The organism is uncultured Leifsonia sp., assembly GCF_945957465.1.
Taxonomy (GTDB): domain Bacteria; phylum Actinomycetota; class Actinomycetes; order Actinomycetales; family Microbacteriaceae; genus Leifsonia.
Genome location: NZ_CAMFLC010000004.1, coordinates 1 through 24,114, shown reverse-complemented (window position 1 = coordinate 24,114; position 24,114 = coordinate 1). Strand labels below are relative to the sequence as shown.

The window sequence follows — 24,114 nt, the reverse complement described above, 5'->3', positions numbered from 1 at the left end:
CGCGAATGTCTGCGCGGGGCGTTACGCCATGCGCGCCTTGAGGTTCTCGCTGATCGCGTCCAGGAACTCCTCCGTGGTGAGGAACGTCTGCTCCGGGCCGACGAGAAGGGCGAGGTCCTTGGTCATCTTGCCCTCCTCGACCGTCTTCACCACGACGTCCTCGAGGGTGTGGGTGAAGTCGATCAGGTCCTGGTTGCCGTCGAGCTTGCCGCGATGCGCGAGGCCGCGCGTCCAGGCGAAGATCGAGGCGATCGGGTTGGTGGAGGTCGGCTTGCCCTGCTGGTGCTGGCGGTAGTGGCGGGTCACCGTGCCGTGCGCGGCCTCGGCCTCCACGACGCTGCCGTCGGGCGTGGTGAGCACCGAGGTCATCAGGCCGAGCGAGCCGAAACCCTGGGCGACGGTGTCGGACTGCACATCGCCGTCGTAATTCTTGCAGGCCCAGACGTAGCCGCCCTCCCACTTGAGGCTGGAGGCGACCATGTCGTCGATCAGGCGGTGCTCGTAGGTGAGGCCCGCGGCGTCGAACTTCTCCTTGTACTCGGTGTCGAAGACCTCCTGGAAGAGGTCCTTGAACCGGCCGTCGTAGGCCTTGAGGATGGTGTTCTTGGTCGACAGGTAGACCGGGTACTGGCGGTCGAGGCCGTAGTTGAACGACGCGCGGGCGAAATCGCGGATGGACTCGTCCTGGTTGTACATGGCGAGCGCGACGCCGGCGCCCGGGGCCTGGTAGACCTCGAAGCTCTGCGCCTCGCCGCCGTCGTTCGGCTGGAAGCTGATGGTGAGGGTTCCCGGGCCGTCGAAGGTGAAGTCGGTGGCACGGTACTGGTCGCCGAAGGCGTGACGGCCGATGACGATCGGCTTGTTCCAGCCCGGGACCAGACGCGGGATGTTCGAGATGATGATCGGCTCGCGGAACACGACGCCGCCGAGGATGTTGCGGATGGTGCCGTTCGGGCTCTTCCACATCTTCTTGAGGCCGAACTCCTCCACGCGGGCCTCGTCGGGGGTGATGGTGGCGCACTTCACGCCGACGCCGTGCCTCTGGATGGCGTGCGCCGCGTCGATGGTGATCTGGTCGTCGGTCTCGTCGCGCTTCTGGATGCCGAGGTCGTAGTACTCGAGGTTCACATCGAGGTACGGGTGGATGAGCGAGTCCTTGATCGCCTTCCAGATGATCCGCGTCATCTCGTCGCCGTCGAGCTCGACGACCGTTCCATCAACCTTGATCTTGTCCACTGGTTCTCCTGGGGTCTGTGCCGTGTTTCAGCCGGAGACAGCTTACCCGAGTCGGGCAACTATCTTGACATCGAGACACTTCTGCCAGCATTCGGTCAGCGCTGCCGCCGACTATGCGGGTCGCGCCGCGCACGTTACCCTTTCGTTATGGCTGAGTTGAGACTGGAAGAGTTGAGCGCGAAGACCGTCGTGGCGGCGAACGCGCTTTCGCTGAAGCCTGGTCAGGAGCAGTTCATCGCTCCCGTGTCGTACTCGGCCGCGGCCGCTGTGGCCGACCCGACGACCTCCTGGCAGCGCGTCGTCCTCGACGGCGACGACGTCGTGGGTTTCATCATGGGCGACTTCAACCCGCACGCGGAGCACGACGAGTTCAAGGCGATCCTCTGGCGGATCAACGTGGACGCGGACGACCAGGGCCGCGGCATCGGCACCTTCGCGGTGCGGGCGCTGGCCGACGAGGCGCGCGAGCGCGGTGTGCAGCGCCTCTACGTGATCTGGGAGTCGGGCGAGCTGGGGCCCGAGCAGTTCTTCCTCCGCACCGGCTTCCAGCCCGTCGGCGAGACGCAGTACGGCGAGACGATCGGTGCCCTCGACCTCTGACGGCTCCGTGGAGGGCGAGGATTTCGCGACCCGGGTCCTCGCCGTCGTCGAGGGCATCCCGCCCGGGCGCGTGATGACCTACGGCGACGTCGCCGCGACGCTCGGCTCCCGCGCCTCCCGTATGGTCGGCCAGGTGATGGCGTACTACGGGTCGCAGGTGCCGTGGTGGCGTGTGGTCCGGGCGAGCGGTCACCCGCCGGCGAACCACGAGCACATCGCGCTGCAGCACTACCGGGCTGAGGGCACACCGCTTCTCGGCGGCGGCGACCGGCCCTATCGGGTCGATCTGGCGGTCGCCCGGCACGCCGGCTGACGCGCAGCGGCCGAATCATCCTCCCGGCCGATGCAGCGCTCAGGTTCATGGTGTTGACTGAGTGGATCTGTCCCTGATCCCGCCAGGAGCGTCCGTGCCCCGTACCCGTCGACTCGGCCTTGCCGTCGCAGCCGTGCCCCTCGTCGCCGCTCTCTCCGGGTGCTCCGTCGTGGCCGCGTTCACGCCGCACGTCGAACCGGCGATCTACGACACGGTGAAGGACTACAAGGCGGCGAGCCACCCGACGGTCGCGGCTCCGTCCTTCATGCCCGACGACGCCACCGTGATCCGGATCGACTACGACACGCAGACCGGCGAAGCGATCATGACGTACGCATCCGCCAAGCAGCTCGCGCCCAAGGTGTGCACGAAGGTGACGACCGCTCCGAAGCCGACGATCCAGGACAGCTGGTGGCCGACGACAGGGATCCCCGAGAAGGTCTCGTTGTGTCCCGGCAACTGGAGCGTGTTCGCGATCGGCTCGCAGCTCTACGCCGCCCGCCCCGCCACCCGGAAGTAGTGCGCCCGGGCCGTTACGACGGCCTGCCGCCCTCGGACGCGTGCGCCGGCACGACCAGCTCGACGATCGTGCCCAGGCCGACGACCGAGCGGACGTCGACATGGCCTCCCACGGTCTCGACGCGGTCGCGAAGGCCCTCCAGGCCGCCGCCCGGTTCGACGCGCGCACCTCCCCGGCCGTCGTCTTTGACCGTCACCGTGATCTGGTCGCCTGCGCGGGTGACGAGCACGGCGCAGTTGCGCGCCTCGGCGTGCTTGGCCGCGTTCGCGAGGCACTCGGAGACGCAGTAGTAGATGGTCTCCTCGACGACGTCGGGCAGCCTGTCGTCGAGTTCGACGTGCACCTCCACCGGTGTCCGGCTGCGCTGGGCCAGCTCCTCGAGCGCCGATCGCAGGTCGCCGTCGGTCAGCACGGTGGGGTGGATGCCGCGAGCGAGCTCCCGCAGCTCGCGCAGCGCATCGGCGAGCTGGGCGGACGCCCTCTCGAGGTCGCCGACGAGTTCGTCCTCGCCGGCCGCGGACGCTTTGGAGGCCGCGATGCGCAGGCTGATCGCGAGCGACACCAGCTGCTGCTGCGAACCGTCGTGGAGGTCGCGCTCGAGTCTCCGCCGAGCGAGGTAACCCTCCTCCACGATCCGCAGGCGCGACTCCCGCAGCTCCTGGATGGTCTGCTCCAGCCGGGCGCGCAGCCGGTCGTTGTCGACCGACAGCAGCAGGGCGGACGACACGGCGTCGAGCAGCCGGTCGTCCTGCGCGAGTGCGACGTCGTGCTCGATGAGCGCGATCGGGCCCTGATCGGAGTCGATGGCGAGGGTGGAGCGACCCGGCCGGTCGACCCGCTCGCCGTCCGGGACGGCGTCACCGCGGCTGGTGCGATAGCCGCGACGGTGCTCGTCCCACCAGAAGACGCGCAGGGAGTTGTCGTGCAGCGTGCGGGCCAGACTCGACTCCCAGAGCCCGCGATCGACCTTGTCGCGGGCGACGATCACCAGATCCGCGACCCGGGACCGCAGCCCGCGCGCGTAGAACACGCCGCCCACGAAAGCCGGCGGGATGAGCGCGATGGCGACGGGAGGGACGAACTGGAGCCAACCGCCGTCCCACCCGAGCGCGAAGCTCAGCGAGTCCTGCACGGTGCCGTAGCACCAGAGCAGCAGGGCCAGCGGCATCACGAACGCCACGCGCCGTGCGGGAAGGGTGCTGGTCATCCAGCGCACCGACAGCCGTACCGCGACGGTCAGCAGGAGTACCACGCCGACGACGCGCCAGGCGATGCCGAGCCAGTAGTCGGCGTCGTGGCTGGGGACCAGCACGTAGGGATTCGCCACACATCCGCACTCCGCGACCGTGGGCGAGGAGAACACGAGGATGCCGAGGAACCGGACGAGGAACGCCGCACTCAGCGTGTACGCCACGACGCGGTCGAACTGTGACGTCAGGCGCCCCGAGGGATACGTGAGGACGAGGACCCCGACCAGTACCGCCCACAGGTCGGTGACGCCCTCGACCAGCGGCCACAGCCAGGGGATGTCCCTCGTCAGCGGGTACCAGGCGCCCGCCGACCAGAAGAACGCCGCGCCGACCATCAGCCAGCCGGGCACCGGGCTGCGCACCGCGCGCCACGCGATCACCGCGCAGACCACGTAGTCGACGGCGACAGCGACGAAGACGACGGCCCAGCCGAGTCCCTGAGGACGGGGACCGTAGTCGCCGGTGATCGCGCTGGCGACTTGGGCGAGCACGTTCGATGCGATCGTCACCGTGACGGCGAACGCCCGCAGGGAGAGCCGTGCGGCGCTCATGGCCCTCAGCTGTCCCGGCCGAGGAAGCGCAGCACAGCGAGCACGCGCCGGTGACCTTCCGTGGTGTCCTCGATGTCGAGCTTGTTCATGATGTGCCCGATGTGCGACTCGACGGTTCGCAGGCTGAGGTGGAGGGCCGAGGCGATGCCTGCGTTCGAGAGACCCTCCGCCATCAGTCGCAGGACGTCGACCTCCCTGCCGGACAGCGATTCGACGGCGGCCTCGGACGACCGAGCGGAGACGAGGAGCTGCACCACCTCGGGGTCGACGACGGAACCGCCGCCCGCCACCGTGCGCACGGCGTTGACCAGGGTGTCGCCATCGGCAACGCGGTCTTTCAGCAGGTAGCCCGTGCCGCTGCCGGCGCTCATCGCCCGGATCGCGAACGCGGCGGTGGTGTACATGGACAGCAGCAACACCCCGACCGTGGAGCCGGCTGCGCGCAGCGTCTCGAGGGCGCGCAGCCCCTCGTCGGTGTGGGTGGGCGGCATCCGGATGTCGAGCACCACGGCGTCGATCCGGTGGTCACCGTCGGCGAGGAGCTGCAGCAGTTGCTCCGCCGTGTCCACCGACGCGACGACGTCCACTCCACCCGCCCGCAGGAGCTGACCGATCCCCTCGCGCAACAGCACGGCGTCATCGGCGATCGCAACCCGGAGCGGGCGGGAATCCGAGTTCTCTCCCCCGACCACGCGCTTACATTAGCAGGCTGCGAATCGCCTCACCGCTGAGTTCCGCCTTGCTGATGAAGCCGTCCGCCCCGCTGTCGGTGACGCGCGTGCCGTAGTCGCGCGACGATCGACTGGAGGTCAGCACCACGGCGGCTCCTGTCGCACGCATCGCCGCGACCAGATCGAATCCGTTGGCGTCGGGCAACCCCACGTCGAGGAGCACCAGATCGGGCGCGAGCGAACGGCTCAACTCGATGCCGCGGGCACCGGTCTCGGCGTCACCGACGACGGAGAAGCGCTCCAGTGTGAGGAGCTCGGCGGCCTGAGCACGGAACCGCGCGTGGTCGTCGACGATCACAACACGGAGGCACATGCTGACGATTCTCTCCGGGCGGACGGGCGTAGCGCATCCGTGCCAGCACGTAGGGGCATTCGGGTGGTCCCCCGGATGCGGGGTGTCGTCGCCCAGCCCGAAGATATGAGGCAAGCTCACCGTCTCGCGCTGAACCCGCCGACCCGAACCGAGGAGGATGCGATGCCCACCGCAACCCGAACCGTCGACCCGAACGGAGCCGCCGATCAGGCCTCCGAGGCGGTCGCGGTGGGCGTCCACGACCTCCCCCTGGTGGTCATCGACCTCGACCGGGCCCGCCGCCGCTACCGCGCGCTGCGGGATGACTTCCCGTGGGTCGACGTCCACTACGACGTGAGCGCCCTCGCGCATCCCGCACTGCTGGCGGCTATCGCGCAGGTCGACGGCGGTTTCGAGGTCACGCACGACCGGGCGTTGCCCGCACTGCTCCTCGCCGGCAGCTCCGGGCGCCACGTCCTGCACGCCACCCCGCTGACGCACCCGCACGAGGCTCGCGCCGCCTACGACGCCGGGGTGCGTCGCTTCGTGATCGACGGGCATCGCGCGCTGGAGGTCTTCGCGGGCGCACCCGACGACCTGCAGGTCGTCCTCAAGCTCGAGCCGGGACTCACCCCGCGACCGGCGCACCGCGCTTCTCCGGGAATGACGCCCACCGCCATCGTCGCCGCCTCCCGCTCCGCCCACGGCCTCGGCGCTCGGATCGCCGGCCTGTCGCTGACCCTGCCGAAGGACGCCGGCCCTGCCGAGTACGTGGCCGAGATCGTGCGCGCGATGGGCGTCGCCGCCGATGTGGAGGCCGCAACAGGGCAGCGGCTCCGGCTGCTCGACCTCGGCGACGGATTCCCGGGCCGCGCCGACGGACGCCCGTCGGAGCGCGCGGAACTGGCCCGCGCGATCCGCGGCATCATCGCACCCGCCACCTCGCGGATCACGGTGACGGCGTCGGCGGGACGATCCATCACCGCCGGCTGCCTGACCGTCGTCGCAGCCGACGTCCGCCGCGATGTGGAACCCGCGGTCGCGAGCGCGTGCATCGACGCCGGCGCGGAGGTCGTCGTCCTCGACGCCGACGGCTCCTCGCTGTTACGTCGCCTGCCGTTGCTGCGCAACCGCGGCGTCTCCGACCACCGGGTGCTCCGCAGCGCCGCACGCACCTGACCCCGGACCTGGCCGGACGGACCGACGACTCAACCCACTCCAACCCCTCGGCCCGCCCCGTCCACGGCGACAGGCCCCGGATCCTCTCCCCGAAGGGAGGGCCGGGGCCTGTCGGTACCACCTCGGCCCGTGATCAGACGAGCGAGTCCCGCCACGCGGCGTGCAGCTGGGCGAAGCGACCGGTGCCGGCGATCAGCTCGTCCGGCGAGCCGTCTTCGACGACCCGGCCGTGCTCCATCACGAGCACCCGGTCCGCGATCGCGACCGTCGACAGGCGGTGCGCGATGATCACGGCGGTGCGGTCGGCGAGCAGCGTTTGCAGAGCCTCCTGCACCAGGCGCTCGCTCGGGATGTCGAGCGAACTGGTCGCCTCGTCCAGGATGAGCACCGCCGGGTTCGCCAGGAACGCCCGGGCGAACGAGATCAGCTGGCGCTGACCCGCCGAGACCCGACCGCCGCGCTTGTTCACGTCGGTGTCGTAGCCGTTCGGCAGGCCCGTGATGAACTCGTGCGCGCCGACCGCCTGCGCGGCCTCCACCACCTCGTCCCTCGTCGCGTCCGGCTTGCCGAGCGCGATGTTGTCGGCCACCGACCCGCTGAACAGGTACGCCTCCTGGGTGACCATGACGATCGCCCGGCGCAGGTCCTTCGGGTGCATATCGCGCAGATCCACGCCGTCGAGCGCGACGGTCCCCGCGCTCGGGTCGTAGAACCGCGAGATCAGCTTCGCCAGGGTCGATTTGCCCGCGCCGGTCGAACCGACCAGTGCGATCGTCTGCCCGGCGGGGATGTCGAGGCTGAACTCCGGCAGGATGACGCGGTCGCGCTTGTAGGCGAACGTCACATCGTCGAACCTCACATGTCCCTCGGCTGTCCAGAGGTCGACCGGCTTCACCGGGTCGGGTACGCTCGGCTCCTCCTCCAGCACGCCCGAGATCTTCTCGAGCGCGGCCGCCGCCGACTGGTAGGAGTTGTAGAACATCGCCATCTCCTCCATCGGGTCGAAGAACCGGCGCGTGTAGAGCAGCGCGGCGAGCAGCACACCGATGGCGAGCTGCCCTTCCGCGACCCGGAAGCCACCGACCAGAAGAACCACTCCGACCGTCACATTGCCGATCATCACGAGGCCGGGGTCGAAGATCCCGAACAGCTGGATCACCCGTGCGTTGACATCCCGGTAGTCCTCGACGAGGCCGCCGAACTCCTTCTCGTTGCGCTTCTCCTTGCGGAACGCCTTGACCGCGCGGATGCCGGTCATGGTCTCCACGAAGTGCACGATCAGCTTCGCCGACGCCACCCGCGAGATGCGGAACAGCACCTGCGAGCGCTTCTGGAACCACCGCGTGAGCAGGTACAGCGGCACCAGCGAACACAGCAGCACGACACCGCTCAGCCAGTCGAGCCAGAACAGCGCGATGGCGATGAACAGCATGTACAGGAAGCCCTGCACCAGCTGGTTGATGCCGGAGTCGAGCAGCTCGCGGATCGAGTCCAGGTCGCTCGTCTGCCGCGAGATGATGCGGCCCGACGTGTACGACTCGTGGAACTCGAGCGAGAGCTTCTGCGTGTGCAGGAAGACCCGCTTGCGCAGGTCGATCAGGATCGCCTGGCTGATCCGCGCGCTCAGCACGGTGTACCACGCGATGAGCACAGCGCCGATGATGCCGGTGAGCAGGTAGGCGACGCCGGCGGCGGCGACCGGGAGCCAGTTCTGCGAGTGCAGAGCCGCGATCCCGTTGTCGATGCCGAAGGCGATGATCGCCGGGCCGGCGACTTGGCCGGCTGTGCTGACCACGACGACGATCGCGGTCAGCACCAGCCGCAGGCGCAGCGGGTGCAGCAGCGAGCCGAGCAGGCGCAGCGAGCGCCGACGGATCTGCCTGCTCTCCTCTTTGCTGAGGTCGTTGCGCTCTTCGCCCTCGACGCCCAGAACGGTCGCGGTGCTCACAGGTTCACCTCCTGAAGGATCTCCTCGTCCTGCTCCTCTTCGAGGGAGGAGAGGACGAAACGGTAGTGCTCGTTGGATGCGAGCAGCTCATGATGGGTGCCGACGGCGGTGATCCGGCCGTCCTCCAGCAGGGCCACCCGGTCGGCGAGCGTGACCGTCGACGGACGGTGCGCGACGACCAGGGCCGTCGTGGAGGCGAGCACCCGGCGCAGGGCGGCCTCCACCAGCGCCTCGGTGTCGACATCGAGCGCCGACAGCGGGTCGTCGAGCACCAGGATGCTGGGCGCGGCCGCCACCGCACGAGCGAGGGCGAGACGCTGGCGCTGTCCCCCGGAGAGGCTGAGTCCTTCCTCACCCACCTTGGTGTCGACACCCTCGGGCAGCTCGTAGACGAACCCGGCCTGGGCGATCTCGAGCGCCTCCGTGAGGACGCGCTCCGCCTCCGCCGAATCGGGGTCGAGCCCGTCGCGGCCGAGCAGCACGTTGTCACGCACCGACGCCGAGAACAGCGTCGCGTCCTCGAAGGCCATGGCAATGGCCTTCCGCAGGTCGTAGCGCGTCAGGTCTCGCACGTCCACGCCGTCGACGCGCACCGAACCTCCCGTCACGTCGTACAGACGGGTGGTCAAAGCCGTCAGCGTCGACTTGCCGCTGCCCGTGAGGCCCACGAGCGCCATCGTCTCCCCCGGTTGCACCGTGAGATCGATGCCGTTCAGGAGGTCGGGGAAGCGCTCAGGGGAGTCCTGGTAGCGGAAGTGCACGTCGTCGAAGACGAGCTCCCCGCGCGGATCGGTGATGCGCTTCGGGTCGGCCGGGTCCGTGATCGTGTTGACCTCGTCCAGCACCTCGAAGAAGCGGTCGGCGGCGGTTCGCGTGTCGAATGTCATCGCGAGCAGGAAGCCGATCGACTCGATCGGGAACCGGAGCACGGTCGCGGTCGCGAAGAACGCGACCAGCTCGCCGACCGACAGCTCTCCCTGCGCGGCCAGCCACACACCGACCACCAGGCAGATGCCGAAGGCGATGTCCGGGATCATCAACAGCCACAGCCAGAGGCCGGCCACCGCCTTCGCCTTCTCGATCTCCGTGCCGCGGAGCTGCTCCGCCTGCGACTCGAACTTCTCCAGGGCGTGCTTGCCGCGACCGAATGCCTTGAGCACCCGGATGCCGTGCACCGACTCCTCCACGGCGGTCGCGAGGTCGCCGGCCTGATCCTGGCTGCGGCGCGCGACGACGGAGTACTTCTTCTCGAACACGAAGCCGTAGATCCACAACGGGACGGACAGGACCAGGAAGATCAGCCCGAGGATCCAGTTCCAGCCGATCAGGATCGCGAAACCGACGATGATGGTCACGACGTTGACGACGAGCAGCACGATGCCGAACGACAGCCAGCGCCGGATCAGGCTCAGGTCGCTCACGGCGCGCGAGAGCAGCTGCCCGCTCGGCCAGCGGTCGTGGAACGCGACAGGCAGGTCCTGCAGCTTCTCGTAGAGGGAGTTGCGCATCCGCGCCTCGACGTGCGTGCCCGGAGTGAGCACGAACCACCGGCGGAGCGAGATGAACACGGCCTCGGCGGCGCCGAGCCCGACGACGAGCAGCGCCGCGGGCCAGACCGCCGAGGGGTCGCCGGTGGACAGCGGGCCGTCGACCAGCCAGCGGAGCACCTGCGGGATGAGCAGCGCGACCAGGCTCGCCAGCAGCGCGGCGACCATGCCGAGGACGATGCGGGGTGCCGCCGACTTGGCGAACGGGAGGATGCGCAGAAGCGTGCGGACGGTTCCCGACCGCTTCTGGTCTTCTCTTTGGGGTGGGTGCTGATGCGTTTCAGCGATGGACATGAGTTCCGTCTTCTCTAGTTGTGCGTTGCGTGAATTCTGTTTCGTAGCGCGGGTCGGCTCCGACCCGGTGAAGCGTGCTGAGAGGTCGCCAAAAGGAGTCGTTCGCGTGGGCGCGACGAGCCCGGGCCACGGATGCCCGGGCGGTGTGCCGGCGACAGTCAGCCGGAAGCGCGTTCCTGCCTGGGACCTACCAGGCGGGGGCCGGCTCCGGGGACGCGTACGCGGCAGCGACGAGCCCGAACACGGTCACGGTTCGTGTCTTCTCAGTCGTTGTCATGGCGTCCTCCCAAGGCCCGATGCGTCATCCGAACGCTGCGACAAGGCAGCCCTACAGAATATTCCCAGCATCGCCCCGAACGCAAGAGCAAGTTCGGGGACGGTCGTGCCGCGCCGGTTGCGAGGGCGGCCGCTAGGCTGCAGGGATGGTGTGGCGCTCGCTCCCGTTCTGGTCGGTGATCGGAGCGTTCGCGGTATTCGTGGCACTGATCCTCGGGCTGTACGCGAGCGCGGGCGTGGCGTGGACCGCCGCCCGGTCACTGACCCACACCGCGATGGAATTGCGCGTGCAGGGCGCGCACGCGCGCACCGTGGAGGTCTTCCTCCACCACGCGACGTGCGTCGTCCGAGCGAACGGGCGCGTGGTCGTGCGCAACGACCCGACCTCACGCGCCGGCGGTCAGATCGTCGCCGACCTGCGCAACGGCAGCTTCGGCACGAACCTCACCACCGGTGACGGCGGCTCGTTCTTCTCGACGGCGGCCTTCCGGCTCGAGGACGGGCGGGTGCGCTTCGACGGCATGATCGGCCAGTACACCGACCCGTTCGAAGGTGCCACCTCGACGACCGCCCAGCTGGCGGGCAGCATCCCCTGCACCCGAGACACCTCAGGCGACTGAGGAGCCGCCGGTCAGCGGATCCGGATGGAGAGACAGGTGACGCAGCCCTCGAGCTTCTCGAACTCCGAGATGTCGACCTGCACCACCGTGTAGCCGAGGTCCTCGACGAGCGCCACCGAAGCGGGGGCGGACGACGACATCAGCACGGTCTCGTCGTCGAGCACCACCACGGCGGTGCCGTGGGCCTCCGGCACGGGCAGGAAGCGCTCGAAGATCCGCGGGTCGTCCACGATCGGTTCGTACCCGATCACGGTGCCGTCCGGAAGAGCCGTGACGGCGGTCTTCAGGTGCAGCGCCTTGGTCACGGGGACCGCGACGACGGTATAGCCCAGGGGCGCGACCAGCGCGCGCAACTGTCGGATGCCCTCGGCGTTGGTGCGGCCGCCGCGGCCGACGTAGACGGTGTCGCCCACCTTGAGCACGTCGCCGCCGTCGAGGGTGCCCGGCTCCTCGATCCGCTCGAGGCGGAGGCCCTGCGCGCGAAGGGCGGCCTCGGTCCCCGCGGTCTCGGGGCGACGCGAGTCGGCGCCCGGACGCGAGATGACCGCGGTGTCCCCGAAGACGATGGCCGTGTCCTCAACGAAGACCGAGTCGGCCAGCTGATCGGCGCTCGCGACCTCCACGGTCTGCCAGCCGGCGGCGGAGAGCGCGGCGACGTACCCGTCCCACTGCTGGTCGGCCAACTCGCTGTCGATGGCCTCCCGCTCGATGTGGGTCACCAGGCCGTCGGCGAGGTTGGCGGCAGGGATGCGGACGAGGGCCACCTTGCGGCCGGTCGTGCCGCCCTGGCCCTCCACGGCGCGGAACACGGCGAAGCCCGCCGTGGGGAACGCGACGGCGACCGCGAGCCAGAACGGCAGCTCGTAGGAGATCAGCAGCTGGAACACCTGCCCCCAGGCCGCACCGTTCAGGGGAACGTTGAGCGTGGAGAACAGGACGATCTCGCCGATGAACGTGCTCACGAGCCCGACGAGGATTCCGGCCACGACGGCGATCCACCGCCGGTCATAGCCTCCGAGAAGGGCCGCGATCGCGGACAGCACGAATGCCGCGAGCGCCGGCCACCCCACGTACATGGTGATGTTCTGGAGCGCAGCCGGGTTCAGCTGGTTGGCCACCATGAGCAGCAGCGTGGACGCGACGAATGCGACGGCGGCGACCGCGACGGCGGAGACGAGGGAGGCGACGAGCCGGCGGCCCCAGGAGGAAGTCATGAGAACCAAGCCTATCCGACCGGTTCCTATGGGAATGCTGGCACCGGCCGCCGTCCCGCCGCCGGCCGTCCGGGGCGGCGGGACGAAACGACCGGGTCAGGCGTGCGCGGGCTCGCGAAGACGGGCGAGCGCGATCTCGTCAGCCGCATCCAGCGTCGTGATGCCCCGTTCGGCCGCGATGTCGAAGACGTGGGCGACGGTGTCGCCGATCGCCTCGACGCGCTCCCGGGTGGCCTCGGCGGAGGGCCTCTCCTCGTTCATCATCGAGAGGAAGATCACGCCACCGGCGTTGACCACGAAATCGGGAGCCCAGAGGATGCCGCGGGAAGCGAGTCGCTCGGCGCCGGAGCGGTCGGCCAGCTGATTGTTGGCCGGGCCGACGACGGCCTTCACCCGCAACTCGTCGATGACGGCGTCGGTCAGCACACCGCCGACACCGGCGGGCACGAACAGGTCGCCCTCCACGCGGTGCGCCTCGTCGGGCTCGACCCAGGCGGCGCCGAGCGCCTCGGCGAGGGCTCGCTTGGCCGGGTTGACGTCGGTGACCGTCAGCACCGCGCCCTCGCTCGCGAGACGCATGGCGATGATCGAACCGACGTGCCCCAGGCCGAGCACGGTGACGCGGCGGCCGGCGACGTCGCGGCTGCCGGTGGCACGCTCCAGCGTCGCGAGCAGGCCCGCGTAGACACCGGCGGCGGTCGCGTCGCTCGGCTCGCCGACGCCGCCCTCGGCGGGCGGGAGGCCGCACACGTGGGCGGTGCGCGTCGCCACGACCGACATGTCCTCTGCGCTCGTCCCGACGTCTTCCGCGGTCATGTAACTGCCGCCGAGGCTCTCCACCGCGTCGCCGAGGTCGAGCATGACCTCGTAACGCTCGGTGGGGGTCAACTGGTGCCCGTCCGGCAGATAGACGACGGCTTTGCCGCCGCCGCGGCGCAGGCCGGCCGCGGCGTTCTTGTAGGTCATCCCCTCCGCCAGGCGGAGCGAGTCGGCGACGGCCTCCTGCCAGGAGTCGTAGTTCCACACCCGGCAACCGCCCAGGGCGGGGCCGAGGGCCGTGGAGTGCACCGCGATGCTGATGGTGAGGCCGCTGCGCCTCCCCTTCACAACGTGCAGTGTTTCGTGCGGCAGGTCTGCGGGCAGGACGGACATCGGTGTCTCCTCGTGGGATCGCGGTGAATGCTGAGGGTCTTGTGGACCGTCGTCCATTCTCGCCCGACCCCACGAGGGATGCAACGGGACGCCCGGATGAGCACGGCTCCCCGGCGCCCGCGTCAGTGGAAGAAGTGCCGCTCCCCGGTGAAGTACATCGTCACGCCCGCTGCCTTCGCGGCGGCGATGACGTCCTCGTCGCGGATCGAGCCGCCGGGCTGCACGATCGCCGAGACACCGGCCGCGATGAGGATCTCCGGGCCGTCGGCGAACGGGAAGAACGCGTCGGATGCCGCGACCGATCCGGCCGCCCGGTCGCCCGCGCGGCTGACGGCGAGGTTGCACGAGTCGACGCGGTTGACCTGGCCCATGCCCACGCCGACGGAGGCGCCGTCTTTGGCCAGGAGGATGGCGTTGGACTTCACCGCCCGGCACGCCTTCCAGGCGAACTCGAGATCGGCGCGGGTGGCCGCGTCGGCCTCCTCGCCCGAGACGAGCGTCCAGCCGGAGGAGTCGAAGCCGTCGAACCGGTCGCTGTCCTGCACGAGTACGCCGCCCGAGATCTGCCGGAATTCGGTCGTGGCGCGCGCGTAGCCCTCGGGCAGCCGGAGGATCCGCAGGTTCTTCTTGGTCTGCAGGAGTTCCAGCGCCTCCGGCTCGAAGCCGGGCGCGATGAGCACCTCAGTGAAGATGCCCTTGACCGTCTCCGCCATCGCCAGGGTCACCGTGCGGTTGGCCGCGATCACGCCGCCGTAGGCGGACACCGGGTCGCACTCGTGCGCCTTGCGGTGTGCATCGGCGATGTCGGCGGCGACGGCGATGCCGCAGGGGTTGGCGTGCTTGATGATCGCGACGGCGGGCTCCGTGAAGTCGTACGCGCTGCGCAGGGCCGCGTCGGCGTCCACGTAATTGTTGTACGACATCTCTTTGCCGCCGAGCTGGGTCGCCTGGGCGATACCGTGGCCGGCCGGATCGGCGTAGAGCGCCGCCGCCTGGTGGGAGTTCTCGCCGTAACGGAGCGTCTGCTTGAGTTCGGCGCGCACTTCGAATCGTTCCGCGAAGTCGTCGGTCGAGGGCGCCTCCCCCGCGAACCATGCGGCGACCGCGCCGTCGTAGGAGGCCGTGTGTGCGAAGGCCTTGGCGGCGAGCGCACGCCGCTGGTCGAAGCTCGTCCCGCCGGCGGCGACCGCGGCTGCGACCTCCGAATAGTCGGCGGGCGAGACCACGATCGCCACGTTGGCGTGGTTCTTCGCGGACGCCCGCACCATCGCGGGGCCGCCGATGTCGATCTGCTCGACGACATCGTTGCCGACGGCGCCGGACGCCACCGTCTCCACGAACGGATAGAGATTGACGACCACGAGCTCGAAGGGCTCGATGCCGAGTTCCTTCAGCTGGTCTTCGTGCGAAGCGAGGCGGAGGTCGGCGAGAAGACCGGAGTGGATGGCCGGGTGAAGCGTCTTGACCCGCCCGTCGAGCGACTCGGGGAACCCGGTCACCGTGGCGACGTCGGTCACCGCGTACCCGGCATCGCGGATGGTCTGAGCGGTCGAGCCCGTCGACACGATCTCGACCCCGGCCTCGGCCAGCGTCGCGGCGAGTTCGGTCAGGCCCGTCTTGTCGCTGACCGAGATCAGCGCGCGGCGGATCGGGACGGTGTCCCGTTCGCGGTAGAGGCTGGCGTCGTGACGGGGTCCGCTCATACTCGGGAGAGCTCCTTGAGGTCGATGTGTCCGTTGGCGATGTCGAGGACGGCGTCGATCAGGAGGCGCCGCTCCACGGGTTTGATGCGTTCGTGCAGGCTGGCCTCGGTGTCGCCGGGCACGATCGGAACGCGCTCCTGACTGATCACCGGGCCGGCGTCGACACCGTCGTCGACCACGATGAGGCTGGCGCCGGTCTGCGTGGCGCCGGCGGCGAGCGCGTCGCGGACGCCGTGTGCGCCGGGGAACTCCGGCAGGTAGGCGGGGTGCGTGTTGATGAGGTTGGGCGAGAAGGCCTTCACGACACGTGGCGGCACGAGGCGCATGAAGCCGGACAGGATGACCAGGTCGGGCTCCCAGAGCCGGATCTGCCCGAGAAGGGCGTCGCCCCACTCCTCGCGGCTGTCGTACGAGGTGAACGGCACCGTGAACGAGGGGATGCCGAACTCCTCCGCGTGCTCGAGCCCGTCGGCCTCCCGGTCGGCGCCGACGGCGACCACCCTGGCCGGGAACTCGGCGTCGGAAGCGGCCTCGAGCAGCGCGCGCAGATTGGACCCACCGCCGGAGATCAGCACGACAATCGAGAGCACGCGACAAGCCTACCCATGCGGCGGGGGCGCTCAGACCAAACGCAGCCCCCGCCGCGACGGCGCGACCGTGCGTGCCGCCGCCGAAGGGGTGAACCTCGGCAGATCCAGTCGAGGGCCCGGCGCTCTCATCGTCGTGCGCGCCCTCCGGCCAGCAGCCCGATGACCGCGGCGATCCCGACCTCCGCCGCGGCGAGCGCACCGACCAGCCAGGGGTTCGGCCCGACGTCGTGCAGGCGCCCCGGGCCGAGCGCACCGGCCGACCACCAGGCGAGGAGACCGAGCTGGATGCCCGCGACCACGCCGATCCCGAGCGCGGTCAGCAGGAGGGCGAGTGGGCCGTCGGCGTTCGTCCGCCTGGTCGCGCGCAGGAGCGCTGCCGCGACGAAACCGGCGAGCAGCGGCACGAGGACTCCGACGAGGCCGAACGTGTACCCGTGCGCCGGGATGACACCGAACAGCGGCACGCCGGGCAACGGACCGAGCGCGGTACCGATGGGGCTCACCGCGGAACCCGTGCCGATCGCGAATCCGGGCCCGACGAGCCACGACATGAGCCAGATCACGAGGTTGGGCAGGAAGGCGAGCTGTGCCACGGTGAGGGCGACACCGCCGGCCACACCGGTCTGCAGCTGTTCGTAGAGGCTGATGATCGCGCCGTAGTTGCCGAAGATGAGCAGGGCGAGGACGAAGGCGGACGCCCCGATGACCAGGGCGGTGGCGGCGCTCCCGGCGCGGATCGCGCCCAGCACTCCGGCGCGGACCGGAGCGGGGATGGTGTCGATCCGGGCACGGACGGCGACCGTGACGGGGGCCGCGCCGTCGCGCCCTCCGGTCGACGCCATGTCGTCGCGGCCCGCGTGATCGTCGGAACGCTCACCGGCTCGTGCGGGGGCGCGCCCTGATGCGCCGCGCAGCCCTGCGAACGCGAAGCCGACTCCGATGCCGAGCGCGTAGACGAAGGGGGGCAGCACGATCCCCTGCCACAGCGACGGTGTCACCACGGCGCTCCCGGCGGTCAGCGTCACCAGCAGGGACACGGCGAGGAACACGGTGAGCGCGGAGATCGCGCCGGTACGGCGGTACGGCGTCTCCGCGGCGCGCAGCCCGGTGCGCACGCCGAGTCCGGCCGTGAGGGCGGCGAACCCGAGGAGCGCGATCGTCACCTGGAAGGGAGCCGCGGCGCCGGGGAGCCCCAGCGTGCCGACGGTCTGCGGGTCGAGCGCCACCGTCAGGTTGACGCCGTGCCCCACCAGCCAGACATCGGCCGCGGCCCTCCACACCACCATGAAGTCCCCCGCCAAGTGATACTGGGCGGCCCAGAGCACGGTGAGCGCGACCACGCAGATCCCGATCCCGACCGCCGCGACGATGACCGCCTCGAGCGCGGCGAGCAGGGCGACGGTTGTGCGACTCATGACCGGATGGAGCCTACCGGTCGCGGTCGCCTCCGCCCGCTCGACACTTCGATCCCCCGGCGACCCAGGGGACTTCGTCAAACATGTTGCATCTATACCTCTTGCATTTATGCCTGAGATTCTGCTTCGCTGGGCCTATGAAGAAACACACCAGAGTGAACAAGCTCCGCTCCCGCATCGCCGCGGGCGCGGTCGCAGCAACCGCATCGATCGGCCTCGTCGTGGGCACGGCGGCGCCGGCGGAGGCGGCCATTTGGCACTACGTGTCGTCGTCCTGGGTCGAGGCCTATGCGGGGACGACGTCGAACAACAACCAGGACGGCTGGCTTCAGGCGTACGCCCAGTTGGGAAGCGACATCCGCTGGGGTGCAAAACGCACGTCCCACAGCGATGCACAGGTGCTCGGCTTCAACACGACGCACAAGGCACGCGTCTACCGCAACAACGTCGTCCTCGTCCAGAGCTGATCCACGGGAAACACGGGGCCGGGTGCGCTTCGGCGCCGCCCGGCCCCGTCTAGTCAGCGTTCTCAAGCTCTCAGCGAAAGTCCTCAATGAAGACCCGAATCACGCGATCCGCATCCCTGATCGGCGCAGCTGTCCTCATCTTCGCGATGGTTGCGTGCAGTTCCCCAAATCCCTCGCAGGGAGGAAAGCTCGCAGCGACCTATCTCGCGTTGATCGAGGAGGAGCTCGACAGCGGTACCCTGACCGAGTTCGAGACAGCAGTACTCACTCGCGCCAAGGATCGTGGCTCCATCTCGCAGAGCGACTACGAAACCGCACACGATCGATACCGAGAGTGCATGGCTGCCAAGGGAATCGCCGCCCAAGACCACAGATATCCCAACGGAATCATCCACTCGACTCCCCCCGGTCCCGACGAGACGTTCACGATCGACGATCTCGCCGATGCGGACTTCGCATGCAGCGTGGGAACCATCGCCGCCATCGACCAGCTCTACAGCGTTCAGCAGGGCAACCCCGGGCTTCTCCGCGATCGAAACGAAGCCGGCGCCGCTTGTCTTGTCCGTGAAGGAATCGCGCCTGCATCATTCTCGCGCGACGAGTTCGCCAAAGCCTTCGACGGACCGGGCTCCAACTACGACGACCTCCCATTCGACGTGCGAGACGAACGGGTGCACATGTGCCTCTACGTGGCCGGCATCGTCATCGGGTTCGCGGATTGAAGGCCAGAGTGAGCAAGGCCCGTCGCCGCATCGCCGCGATACCGACCGACTCAACGGAAGAGTCGATGATGAAGACATGGAAGCGAACAGTGGCAGCGACAGCTGCCATCGTGCTGATCGCCACTGCCAGCGCATGCTCTAGACAGGAAGCGACCGAATCCGGCGCGAAGCTCGCGTCGTCGTTCGGTGCCCTGATCGACGAACAGCTCAGCAACGGCACCCTGAGCGAGTTCGAGACAGACGTGCTGACTCGAGCGCGCGAGCGCGGCACGATTTCGCAGGCGGATTACGAGAGCGCCCACGATCGCTACCGCGAATGCATGGCCCGGTCCGGGGTCGATGCCGACGAACGGCGATTTCCGAACGGCGTGATCCACGCGACCCCCGGCCTGCCGAGTGCGGAATTCACGGTCGAGCGACTCGGGGACATCGACTACGCCTGCTCAATCGGAACTCTCGTGGTGATCGATGAACTCTTCGTCGTTCAACAGGGCAATCCGGATCTCCTGAGCGACCTCGAGGCCGCCGGTGCGGCCTGCCTCGTACGCGAAGGGCTTGCACCGGAAGGCTTCGGTCACGACGACTTCGCGGCCTCATTCGGTGAGGGAAAGACCGACTTCTCGTCACTTCCGTTCGACGTACGCGACGCGCGCGCACAGATGTGTCTGTTCGTCGCTCACCAGACCATCACGTTCGCAGACTGATTCGGCCCCCAGCACCATGAATCCACATCCCTGGAAGAAGCTCACGCACTCCTCCGTCGCCCTCACAGCGATCGGACTCGCCACATGATCCGCCGCGCCCTCCTCCCAGCCGCCGCGGCGCTCGCTGGCCTGGCGGCCGGCGTTCTCCTCGTGTCGGTCTTCCCGCCATCGGCGCCCGACAGCCTGCAGACCCCGACCGCCCCGCGCACGCTCGGACTCCACGAAACCGAATTCCGGGACGAACGGTCCATGGGTCTGATCGCCGAAGTCGACCGCACCGCCGCCATCGCGCTGAACACCACCGGAATGGTGACCGCGTCCGGCTGCGCGTCCGATCGGACCATCGAGAACGGTGGCGTGATCGCACACATCGACGCCGCGCCGATCGTGGCGCTCGCGACCAGCACGCCGCTCTTTCGCGACCTCGCGCCGGGCGACGAGGGAACCGACGTGGCTGCGCTGCGGCAGGCGCTGCGTGCTCTCGGATTCGACGTGGATGCCGAGGGCCGGTACAGCGCGGCGGTCCGCGACGCCGTGAAGGAGGTGCAGCGCCGTGCCGGCATCGCACCCGCCGATGGAACTCTTCGGCTTTCCTCCGTCGCGTGGCTTCCTTCACGAACGGTCGCGGTCTCCTCGTGCGAGGTCGCCGTCGGTGAACGCTATGAACTCGGGAGCTCATTCGTCGAGCTGCCGGGCACCCTCCGATCGCTCAGGCTCGTGACCGGAGAGACCACCGCGGTCGTGCCGGGCGACCGCACCATCCGGCTCGGCGCCCAGGAGTTCGCGATGCCCGAGAGCGGAGTCATCGACGACCGCACCGTCCTCGACGCGGTCGCCGCCTCGCCGGAGTATCTGGCGAACGCCGCAAAACCGAAGGACTCTCCCCTCTCAGTCTCGGCGCGACTCGTCGCACCGCTTCGCGTCGTCGCCGTCCCCCCAGGAGGTCTGATCGGCGTAGCGGACAACCGATGCGTTCAACGGGAGGCAGGAGCCACGGCGGCCGTACGGGTCGTAGCGAGCCGGCTCGGCTCCTCCTTCGTCACCTTCGAAGGCGATATCCCGAAACGCATCCGGATCGGCGCCGCGGTGACAGCGAAAGCGTGCGAGTGAGCACGGGCAGCGGCGCGCGCATGGAACTCCACGCCGTCGCGCACGCCTTCAGCCCCGGCTCGCCGATCTTCCAGGGTCTCACCGAGACGTTGACGGCCGGTGACGTCTGGGCTGTCACCGGGCCGTCCGGATCGGGCAAATCGACACTGCTCTCGCTCCTCGCCGGCTGGGAATCCCCGACCGCCGGCCATATCCGCCGCGTCGGCGTCGACACGGTCGGCTGGGTCTTCCAGAATCCGCACGGCCAGGCACGCCGCACCGTGCTCGACCACGTCGTGTACCCGATCATCGCGCGCGGCAACCCGCGGCAGGAGGCCGCCTGGAGGGCGGAGCGCATCCTCGATGAGCTGGGACTCCGTGCCCTCGCGAAGCGGACGTTCGCCCAGCTGTCCGGCGGGGAAGCGCAGCGTCTGATGCTCTGCCGGGCGATCGCCGCCGAGCCCGACCTCCTTCTGGTCGACGAGCCGACCGCCCAATTGGACCGCACCAATGCAGCGACCGTGAACGGAGTGCTGCAATCGCTCGCCGGCATCGGAGCCATCGTCGTCGTGGCGACCCACGATCAGGACACCGTGGTCGCGTGCAGCCGTCGGCTGGCGCTCGACGCGTCTCCTGCCCTGGCGCGAGGCCCGCGATCGTGAGGCTCACCCGACTCCGTTCCCTCGTCGGCGAGAGCCGACGCAATGCCTCGACCAGTCCGCTGCGTTCGTTCATCCACGGTGCCGTCCTCGCGTCGGTCATCGTCGCGACCGCCCTGCTCGACACCCTCACGATCGACGGGTTGGAGCGCCAGGCGGAAGCGTTCCGAGCGGCGGGCGGCGCGACGCGCGTGCTCTCGTCGCCCGATGCGGTCGACCGCGACCGCTGCGAACAGCTGCCGACGGCCGCCGGGTTCTCGGCCTCCGGCTCGCTCGCGCAGAGGGACTCGATCGTACTTCTCGAGCCAGGGTCGAGCACAATTCCCGTCTACGAGATCAGCCGTGGGCTGGCCGCCCGCCTGGGGATCGTCGATGTCGGACGCGGAGGCGTGTATCTCACCACGACTTTCGCGGCCGAGCTCGGTGCCGATCGTGGCAGCGTGCTGATGACGAGGGAAGGTCCGCTGCCGGTCCTCGGTGCGTTCGCCCCCGGTCCGGGCGACAGCGGGGCGTCCCGGCTCTCGTCCGCTCTCGTCGCGATCGTTCCAGCGACCGGAACCGCATCGGAGTGCTGGGCGGACACTTGGCCGGCCAGTCGGGACCGCGACCCTCTCCTGTTGACCGCGCTCGCGCCCGATGCACCGTCGAAAGAGACGTCCATCGACCCGCTGAATCCGGTCGTCGGACAGGAGTTCACCGGTGCGAAGGCCTTTGTCGAGCGAACCAGCCGCTTCGCCCCGACGGCCGCCGTCGTCGCGGCACTGCTCCTCGGAGTCGTGTACTCGCTGACCCGTCGGCTCGAGTTGGCCAGTTCGCTGCACGCGGGTGCGAGCCGAGCGTTCGTCGCCGGAACCATGGCTGTCGAAGCCGCACTCATCGGCCTCCCGGCGCTGGGGGTTGCTGGATTGGGCTATGGTGCGCTCGCCTTCGTGCTGGGGGCGAACCCCGGCTCGCTGCCTACGGCACTGGCACTCTCCGCCGGAGTCGTCGCCGCCCTGTTCGTCACCGGTGTTATATCAGCGGCCTCCACCGTTCGCGAGAGCGACCTCTTCGCGCTGTTCAAGGCGCGTTGACCGCACCGGACTTCGGCGCTGAGCAGTCGGCGCTCACGACGCCGTTACTACGGGCGTATCGTCGTCAGCGTCCTCCGGAACGGTGATGACCGGTCTCTGCACGAGCTCCAGGATCGCGATGACCACCGCCGCGATCACGAGCGTCCAGATGATGAGCGACGGTGTGAGCGGACGCACGAACAGCACGACCGCCGCCGCGATCACGGCGACGGCGCTTCGCAGCAGGACGCGCTGCGCGTAGATCCACTCGCCCGCGCGGCCGGTGGTGATGCCATGGCGCTCGGCGGCCTCCCGCACCCAGGTCACGCCCGACCCGAAGAAGCCGCGCAGACGCCGAGGCACGCCGAACGGACCGGAGTACCAGGCGACCAGGGCGACGACGATCGCCAGCACCAGCACGGCGACCCCGGTGTCCTGCATGGCGGTCGAGACCGTCGCGTAGAGCGTCCTCGCCACCCCCGCAGGAACGAGCGACGGTGACGCCGACGCGATGAAGACGATCTGACCGATGCCGATGCCCGCGACCACCACGATCATCGCGACGGCCAGCGCGCACGCAGCGCCGATCAGCGCCAGCGAGCGACGGCGAGCGACGATCACGCCCAGTGCGAGAAGCCCGATCGAGACCCACGGCAGCCACGCGCCGGCGACGATGGCCAGGTTGTAGAACACCTGCAGCGTGGGAATGGAGGAGTTCTGAGCCACCGTGATCGTCTTGTCGATCGTCGGGATCTGCGCCGCGAACGAGATGCCCTGATCCTCCAGCACCTGTTTGACGCGATCGATGATGGGGCCGAGTTGGACCCCGACCGACCCGTCCGCGCCGATCGCGACCGCCGCCTTCGGATCACCCTGCATGGTCGCCACCAGCTGGGTATGGCTCGCGCGCAGGGCTTCCTGCCACACCTGAGCGAAGGCGTCGGACGACACGAACCGGCCGACGGTCGTCTGGATCAGCGAAACGATCCCTTGCGCGAGGGGCGCCTTCAGCGCATTCAGTGCCTTCGTGGCCACCGGCCCCGTGCCGAGGCCGGTGATGCCGTCGATCACCTGCGAGGTCAGCTGGGGGATGTCGACGTGCTCCTGGATGGCCTTCACCGCCTCATCGGTGACGTAGGCCTGCACGCCAGGATCCTTGGCCAACGGCGCGTAGGTGGTGACGAACGCGTCCGTGTCGGTGAGCTGCACCTTGGCCCAGGAGGCGACGACGGCGACCGGTGCGAGGATGGCACCGATCACGATGAGGACGACCGCCAGCAGCGTCCACCCCCAGCCGCGCTTGTGCTTCGGCTCGACAGTCGGCGTCGACTCGGGGAGCGGCTCCGTCGCGTTCTCATCGAGCCGGCTCTTGAGAGCGGCGTTCTCGGCTTCGAGCGCTGCGACCCGCCGAGCGAGTTCCGCGTTCGTCATGTTCGGCATCGGCTGCATCCCCTTCCGGGCGGTGATGGCTCACTGTAACGCCGGCACGGGTGGCAGGGGCAGGCCCGGAAATCGGGCGGTGGATAGACGAGACGGGCCGGACTCCGTGGAGGAGTCCGGCCCGTCTCGTTCGGCGTCGGTGCGGCCGTTTACAGCGCCGCGTAGACCTCGCGCAGCAGCGCGGCGGTCTCGGACGGGGTCTTGCCGACCTTCACGCCCGCGGCCTCCAGGGCTTCCTTCTTGGCCTGCGCCGTGCCGGCCGAGCCGGAGACGATCGCACCGGCGTGGCCCATGGTCTTGCCCTCGGGCGCCGTGAAACCGGCCACGTAGCCGACGACGGGCTTGGTGACGTTGGCCTTGATGAAGTCGGCCGCGCGCTCCTCGGCGTCTCCGCCGATCTCGCCGATCATGACGATCGCCTTGGTCTCGGGGTCGGCCTCGAACGCGGCTAGCGCGTCGATGTGCGTGGTGCCGATGATCGGGTCGCCGCCGATACCGATGGCGGTCGAGAAGCCGAGGTCACGCAGCTCGTACATCATCTGGTAGGTCA

Annotated in this window: 23 protein-coding genes and 1 pseudogene; 11 read left to right on the top strand and 13 right to left on the bottom strand. The window is 69.3% G+C overall.

All coding sequences use genetic code 11. The features are described from left to right. Positions 1–21: 21 nt before the first annotated feature. Positions 22–1,236 carry an NADP-dependent isocitrate dehydrogenase gene (locus Q0Q23_RS03210; protein ID WP_295119206.1) on the bottom strand — a complete coding sequence of 405 codons (1,215 nt, stop codon included), beginning with the start codon at positions 1,234–1,236 and terminating at the stop codon, positions 22–24. A 147-nt stretch (positions 1,237–1,383) separates the two neighbouring features. Between Q0Q23_RS03210 and Q0Q23_RS03205 the strand changes: the two genes are divergently transcribed. The 3 genes from Q0Q23_RS03205 to Q0Q23_RS03195 all read left to right on the top strand — a co-directional run bounded on the left by Q0Q23_RS03205 (position 1,384) and on the right by Q0Q23_RS03195 (position 2,669). Next, positions 1,384–1,836: a GNAT family N-acetyltransferase gene (locus tag Q0Q23_RS03205; protein WP_295119203.1), complete on the top strand. Its 453-nt coding sequence runs from the start codon at positions 1,384–1,386 to the stop codon at positions 1,834–1,836. Then, positions 1,820–2,149 carry an MGMT family protein gene (locus tag Q0Q23_RS03200; RefSeq protein WP_295119201.1) on the top strand — a complete coding sequence of 110 codons (330 nt, stop codon included), beginning with the start codon at positions 1,820–1,822 and terminating at the stop codon, positions 2,147–2,149. Before Q0Q23_RS03205 ends, Q0Q23_RS03200 begins: the two co-directional genes overlap by 17 nt. A gap of 94 nt (positions 2,150–2,243) precedes the next feature. After that, positions 2,244–2,669: a hypothetical protein gene (locus Q0Q23_RS03195; protein WP_295119198.1), complete on the top strand. Its 426-nt coding sequence runs from the start codon at positions 2,244–2,246 to the stop codon at positions 2,667–2,669. 13 nt (positions 2,670–2,682) lie between these two features. Here Q0Q23_RS03195 and Q0Q23_RS03190 read toward each other — a convergent pair whose 3' ends face one another. The 3 genes from Q0Q23_RS03190 to Q0Q23_RS03180 are packed head-to-tail and all read right to left on the bottom strand — an operon-like array spanning position 2,683 to position 5,514. Then, positions 2,683–4,470 carry a sensor histidine kinase gene (locus tag Q0Q23_RS03190; RefSeq protein WP_295119195.1) on the bottom strand — a complete coding sequence of 596 codons (1,788 nt, stop codon included), beginning with the start codon at positions 4,468–4,470 and terminating at the stop codon, positions 2,683–2,685. A gap of 5 nt (positions 4,471–4,475) precedes the next feature. After that, positions 4,476–5,162: a response regulator transcription factor gene (locus Q0Q23_RS03185; RefSeq protein ID WP_295119192.1), complete on the bottom strand. Its 687-nt coding sequence runs from the start codon at positions 5,160–5,162 to the stop codon at positions 4,476–4,478. 4 nt (positions 5,163–5,166) lie between these two features. Next, positions 5,167–5,514, bottom strand: a complete 348-nt coding sequence (locus Q0Q23_RS03180; protein ID WP_295119189.1) for a response regulator — start codon at positions 5,512–5,514, stop codon at positions 5,167–5,169. A 162-nt stretch (positions 5,515–5,676) separates the two neighbouring features. Between Q0Q23_RS03180 and Q0Q23_RS03175 the strand changes: the two genes are divergently transcribed. Continuing rightward, positions 5,677–6,672, top strand: coding sequence for a hypothetical protein (locus tag Q0Q23_RS03175; protein WP_295119186.1), 996 nt, complete (start codon positions 5,677–5,679; stop codon positions 6,670–6,672). 133 nt (positions 6,673–6,805) lie between these two features. Here Q0Q23_RS03175 and Q0Q23_RS03170 read toward each other — a convergent pair whose 3' ends face one another. Both Q0Q23_RS03170 and Q0Q23_RS03165 read right to left on the bottom strand, forming a co-directional pair. After that, complete coding sequence (locus Q0Q23_RS03170; RefSeq protein ID WP_295119182.1) at positions 6,806–8,620, bottom strand: ABC transporter ATP-binding protein; 1,815 nt, start codon at positions 8,618–8,620, stop codon at positions 6,806–6,808. Then, the gene (locus Q0Q23_RS03165) at positions 8,617–10,461 is read right to left on the bottom strand and encodes an ABC transporter ATP-binding protein (protein ID WP_295119179.1); all 1,845 of its coding nucleotides are present in this window, start codon (positions 10,459–10,461) and stop codon (positions 8,617–8,619) included. Before Q0Q23_RS03165 ends, Q0Q23_RS03170 begins: the two co-directional genes overlap by 4 nt. Before the next feature lie 422 nt (positions 10,462–10,883). On the opposite strand from Q0Q23_RS03165, the gene Q0Q23_RS03160 reads away from it, so the two are divergent. Beyond that, entirely contained in the window at positions 10,884–11,357 is a 474-nt protein-coding gene (locus tag Q0Q23_RS03160) for a hypothetical protein (RefSeq protein WP_295119176.1), read from the top strand. Between the two features lie 11 nt (positions 11,358–11,368). Here Q0Q23_RS03160 and ddaH read toward each other — a convergent pair whose 3' ends face one another. The 5 genes from ddaH to Q0Q23_RS03135 form a co-directional block, all read right to left on the bottom strand. Then, positions 11,369–12,571, bottom strand: coding sequence for a dimethylargininase (gene ddaH / locus Q0Q23_RS03155; RefSeq protein WP_295119173.1), 1,203 nt, complete (start codon positions 12,569–12,571; stop codon positions 11,369–11,371). A 96-nt stretch (positions 12,572–12,667) separates the two neighbouring features. Beyond that, a complete protein-coding gene (locus Q0Q23_RS03150) occupies positions 12,668–13,723 on the bottom strand; it encodes a Glu/Leu/Phe/Val dehydrogenase family protein (protein WP_295119171.1) in 1,056 nt (351 codons plus the stop codon). A 122-nt stretch (positions 13,724–13,845) separates the two neighbouring features. Continuing rightward, entirely contained in the window at positions 13,846–15,426 is a 1,581-nt protein-coding gene (gene purH / locus Q0Q23_RS03145; protein ID WP_295119169.1) for a bifunctional phosphoribosylaminoimidazolecarboxamide formyltransferase/IMP cyclohydrolase, read from the bottom strand. Then, positions 15,423–16,016 (bottom strand): phosphoribosylglycinamide formyltransferase, encoded by a 594-nt coding sequence (gene purN, locus Q0Q23_RS03140; protein WP_295119167.1) that lies wholly within the window; start codon positions 16,014–16,016, stop codon positions 15,423–15,425. The genes purH and purN overlap by 4 nt, the downstream gene beginning before the upstream one ends. A 125-nt stretch (positions 16,017–16,141) precedes the next feature. Beyond that, complete coding sequence (locus tag Q0Q23_RS03135; protein ID WP_295119164.1) at positions 16,142–17,431, bottom strand: DUF6350 family protein; 1,290 nt, start codon at positions 17,429–17,431, stop codon at positions 16,142–16,144. Positions 17,432–17,568: 137 nt separating this feature from the next. Between Q0Q23_RS03135 and Q0Q23_RS03130 the strand changes: the two genes are divergently transcribed. The 6 genes from Q0Q23_RS03130 (at position 17,569) to Q0Q23_RS03105 (ending at position 22,145) form a co-directional block, all read left to right on the top strand. Continuing rightward, positions 17,569–17,898, top strand: a complete 330-nt coding sequence (locus tag Q0Q23_RS03130; protein WP_295119161.1) for a hypothetical protein — start codon at positions 17,569–17,571, stop codon at positions 17,896–17,898. A gap of 86 nt (positions 17,899–17,984) precedes the next feature. Then, positions 17,985–18,620 carry a hypothetical protein gene (locus Q0Q23_RS03125; protein WP_295119158.1) on the top strand — a complete coding sequence of 212 codons (636 nt, stop codon included), beginning with the start codon at positions 17,985–17,987 and terminating at the stop codon, positions 18,618–18,620. Positions 18,621–18,628: 8 nt separating this feature from the next. Then, entirely contained in the window at positions 18,629–19,324 is a 696-nt protein-coding gene (locus tag Q0Q23_RS03120; protein ID WP_295119155.1) for a hypothetical protein, read from the top strand. Between the two features lie 84 nt (positions 19,325–19,408). After that, positions 19,409–20,434 (top strand): peptidoglycan-binding protein, encoded by a 1,026-nt coding sequence (locus tag Q0Q23_RS03115; RefSeq protein WP_295119152.1) that lies wholly within the window; start codon positions 19,409–19,411, stop codon positions 20,432–20,434. Continuing rightward, positions 20,431–21,075, top strand: coding sequence for an ATP-binding cassette domain-containing protein (locus Q0Q23_RS03110; RefSeq protein WP_295119149.1), 645 nt, complete (start codon positions 20,431–20,433; stop codon positions 21,073–21,075). Before Q0Q23_RS03115 ends, Q0Q23_RS03110 begins: the two co-directional genes overlap by 4 nt. After that, positions 21,072–22,145 carry a hypothetical protein gene (locus tag Q0Q23_RS03105; protein ID WP_295119146.1) on the top strand — a complete coding sequence of 358 codons (1,074 nt, stop codon included), beginning with the start codon at positions 21,072–21,074 and terminating at the stop codon, positions 22,143–22,145. Before Q0Q23_RS03110 ends, Q0Q23_RS03105 begins: the two co-directional genes overlap by 4 nt. A gap of 33 nt (positions 22,146–22,178) precedes the next feature. On the opposite strand, the gene Q0Q23_RS03100 is transcribed toward Q0Q23_RS03105, so the two are convergent. Together Q0Q23_RS03100 and Q0Q23_RS03095 are read right to left on the bottom strand one after the other, a co-directional pair. Further along, positions 22,179–23,564 carry a hypothetical protein gene (locus Q0Q23_RS03100; RefSeq protein WP_295119144.1) on the bottom strand — a complete coding sequence of 462 codons (1,386 nt, stop codon included), beginning with the start codon at positions 23,562–23,564 and terminating at the stop codon, positions 22,179–22,181. A gap of 149 nt (positions 23,565–23,713) precedes the next feature. Then, positions 23,714–24,114, bottom strand: a pseudogene (locus Q0Q23_RS03095) (succinate--CoA ligase subunit alpha); the annotation flags it as partial.

What these genes read in the sequence shown, in the direction of transcription:
- Q0Q23_RS03160 (WP_295119176.1), top strand. Translation starts at nt 10,884, where the DNA reads ATGGTGTGGCGCTCGCTCCCGTTCTGGTCGGTGATCGGAGCGTTCGCG.
- Q0Q23_RS03135 (WP_295119164.1), bottom strand. Translation starts at nt 17,431, where the DNA reads ATGAGTCGCACAACCGTCGCCCTGCTCGCCGCGCTCGAGGCGGTCATC.
- purH (WP_295119169.1), bottom strand. Translation starts at nt 15,426, where the DNA reads ATGAGCGGACCCCGTCACGACGCCAGCCTCTACCGCGAACGGGACACC.
- Q0Q23_RS03175 (WP_295119186.1), top strand. Translation starts at nt 5,677, where the DNA reads ATGCCCACCGCAACCCGAACCGTCGACCCGAACGGAGCCGCCGATCAG.
- Q0Q23_RS03100 (WP_295119144.1), bottom strand. Translation starts at nt 23,564, where the DNA reads ATGCCGAACATGACGAACGCGGAACTCGCTCGGCGGGTCGCAGCGCTC.
- Q0Q23_RS03180 (WP_295119189.1), bottom strand. Translation starts at nt 5,514, where the DNA reads ATGTGCCTCCGTGTTGTGATCGTCGACGACCACGCGCGGTTCCGTGCT.
- Q0Q23_RS03130 (WP_295119161.1), top strand. Translation starts at nt 17,569, where the DNA reads ATGAAGAAACACACCAGAGTGAACAAGCTCCGCTCCCGCATCGCCGCG.
- ddaH (WP_295119173.1), bottom strand. Translation starts at nt 12,571, where the DNA reads ATGACTTCCTCCTGGGGCCGCCGGCTCGTCGCCTCCCTCGTCTCCGCC.
- Q0Q23_RS03190 (WP_295119195.1), bottom strand. Translation starts at nt 4,470, where the DNA reads ATGAGCGCCGCACGGCTCTCCCTGCGGGCGTTCGCCGTCACGGTGACG.
- Q0Q23_RS03165 (WP_295119179.1), bottom strand. Translation starts at nt 10,461, where the DNA reads ATGTCCATCGCTGAAACGCATCAGCACCCACCCCAAAGAGAAGACCAG.
- Q0Q23_RS03205 (WP_295119203.1), top strand. Translation starts at nt 1,384, where the DNA reads ATGGCTGAGTTGAGACTGGAAGAGTTGAGCGCGAAGACCGTCGTGGCG.
- Q0Q23_RS03115 (WP_295119152.1), top strand. Translation starts at nt 19,409, where the DNA reads ATGATCCGCCGCGCCCTCCTCCCAGCCGCCGCGGCGCTCGCTGGCCTG.
- Q0Q23_RS03150 (WP_295119171.1), bottom strand. Translation starts at nt 13,723, where the DNA reads ATGTCCGTCCTGCCCGCAGACCTGCCGCACGAAACACTGCACGTTGTG.
- Q0Q23_RS03125 (WP_295119158.1), top strand. Translation starts at nt 17,985, where the DNA reads ATGAAGACCCGAATCACGCGATCCGCATCCCTGATCGGCGCAGCTGTC.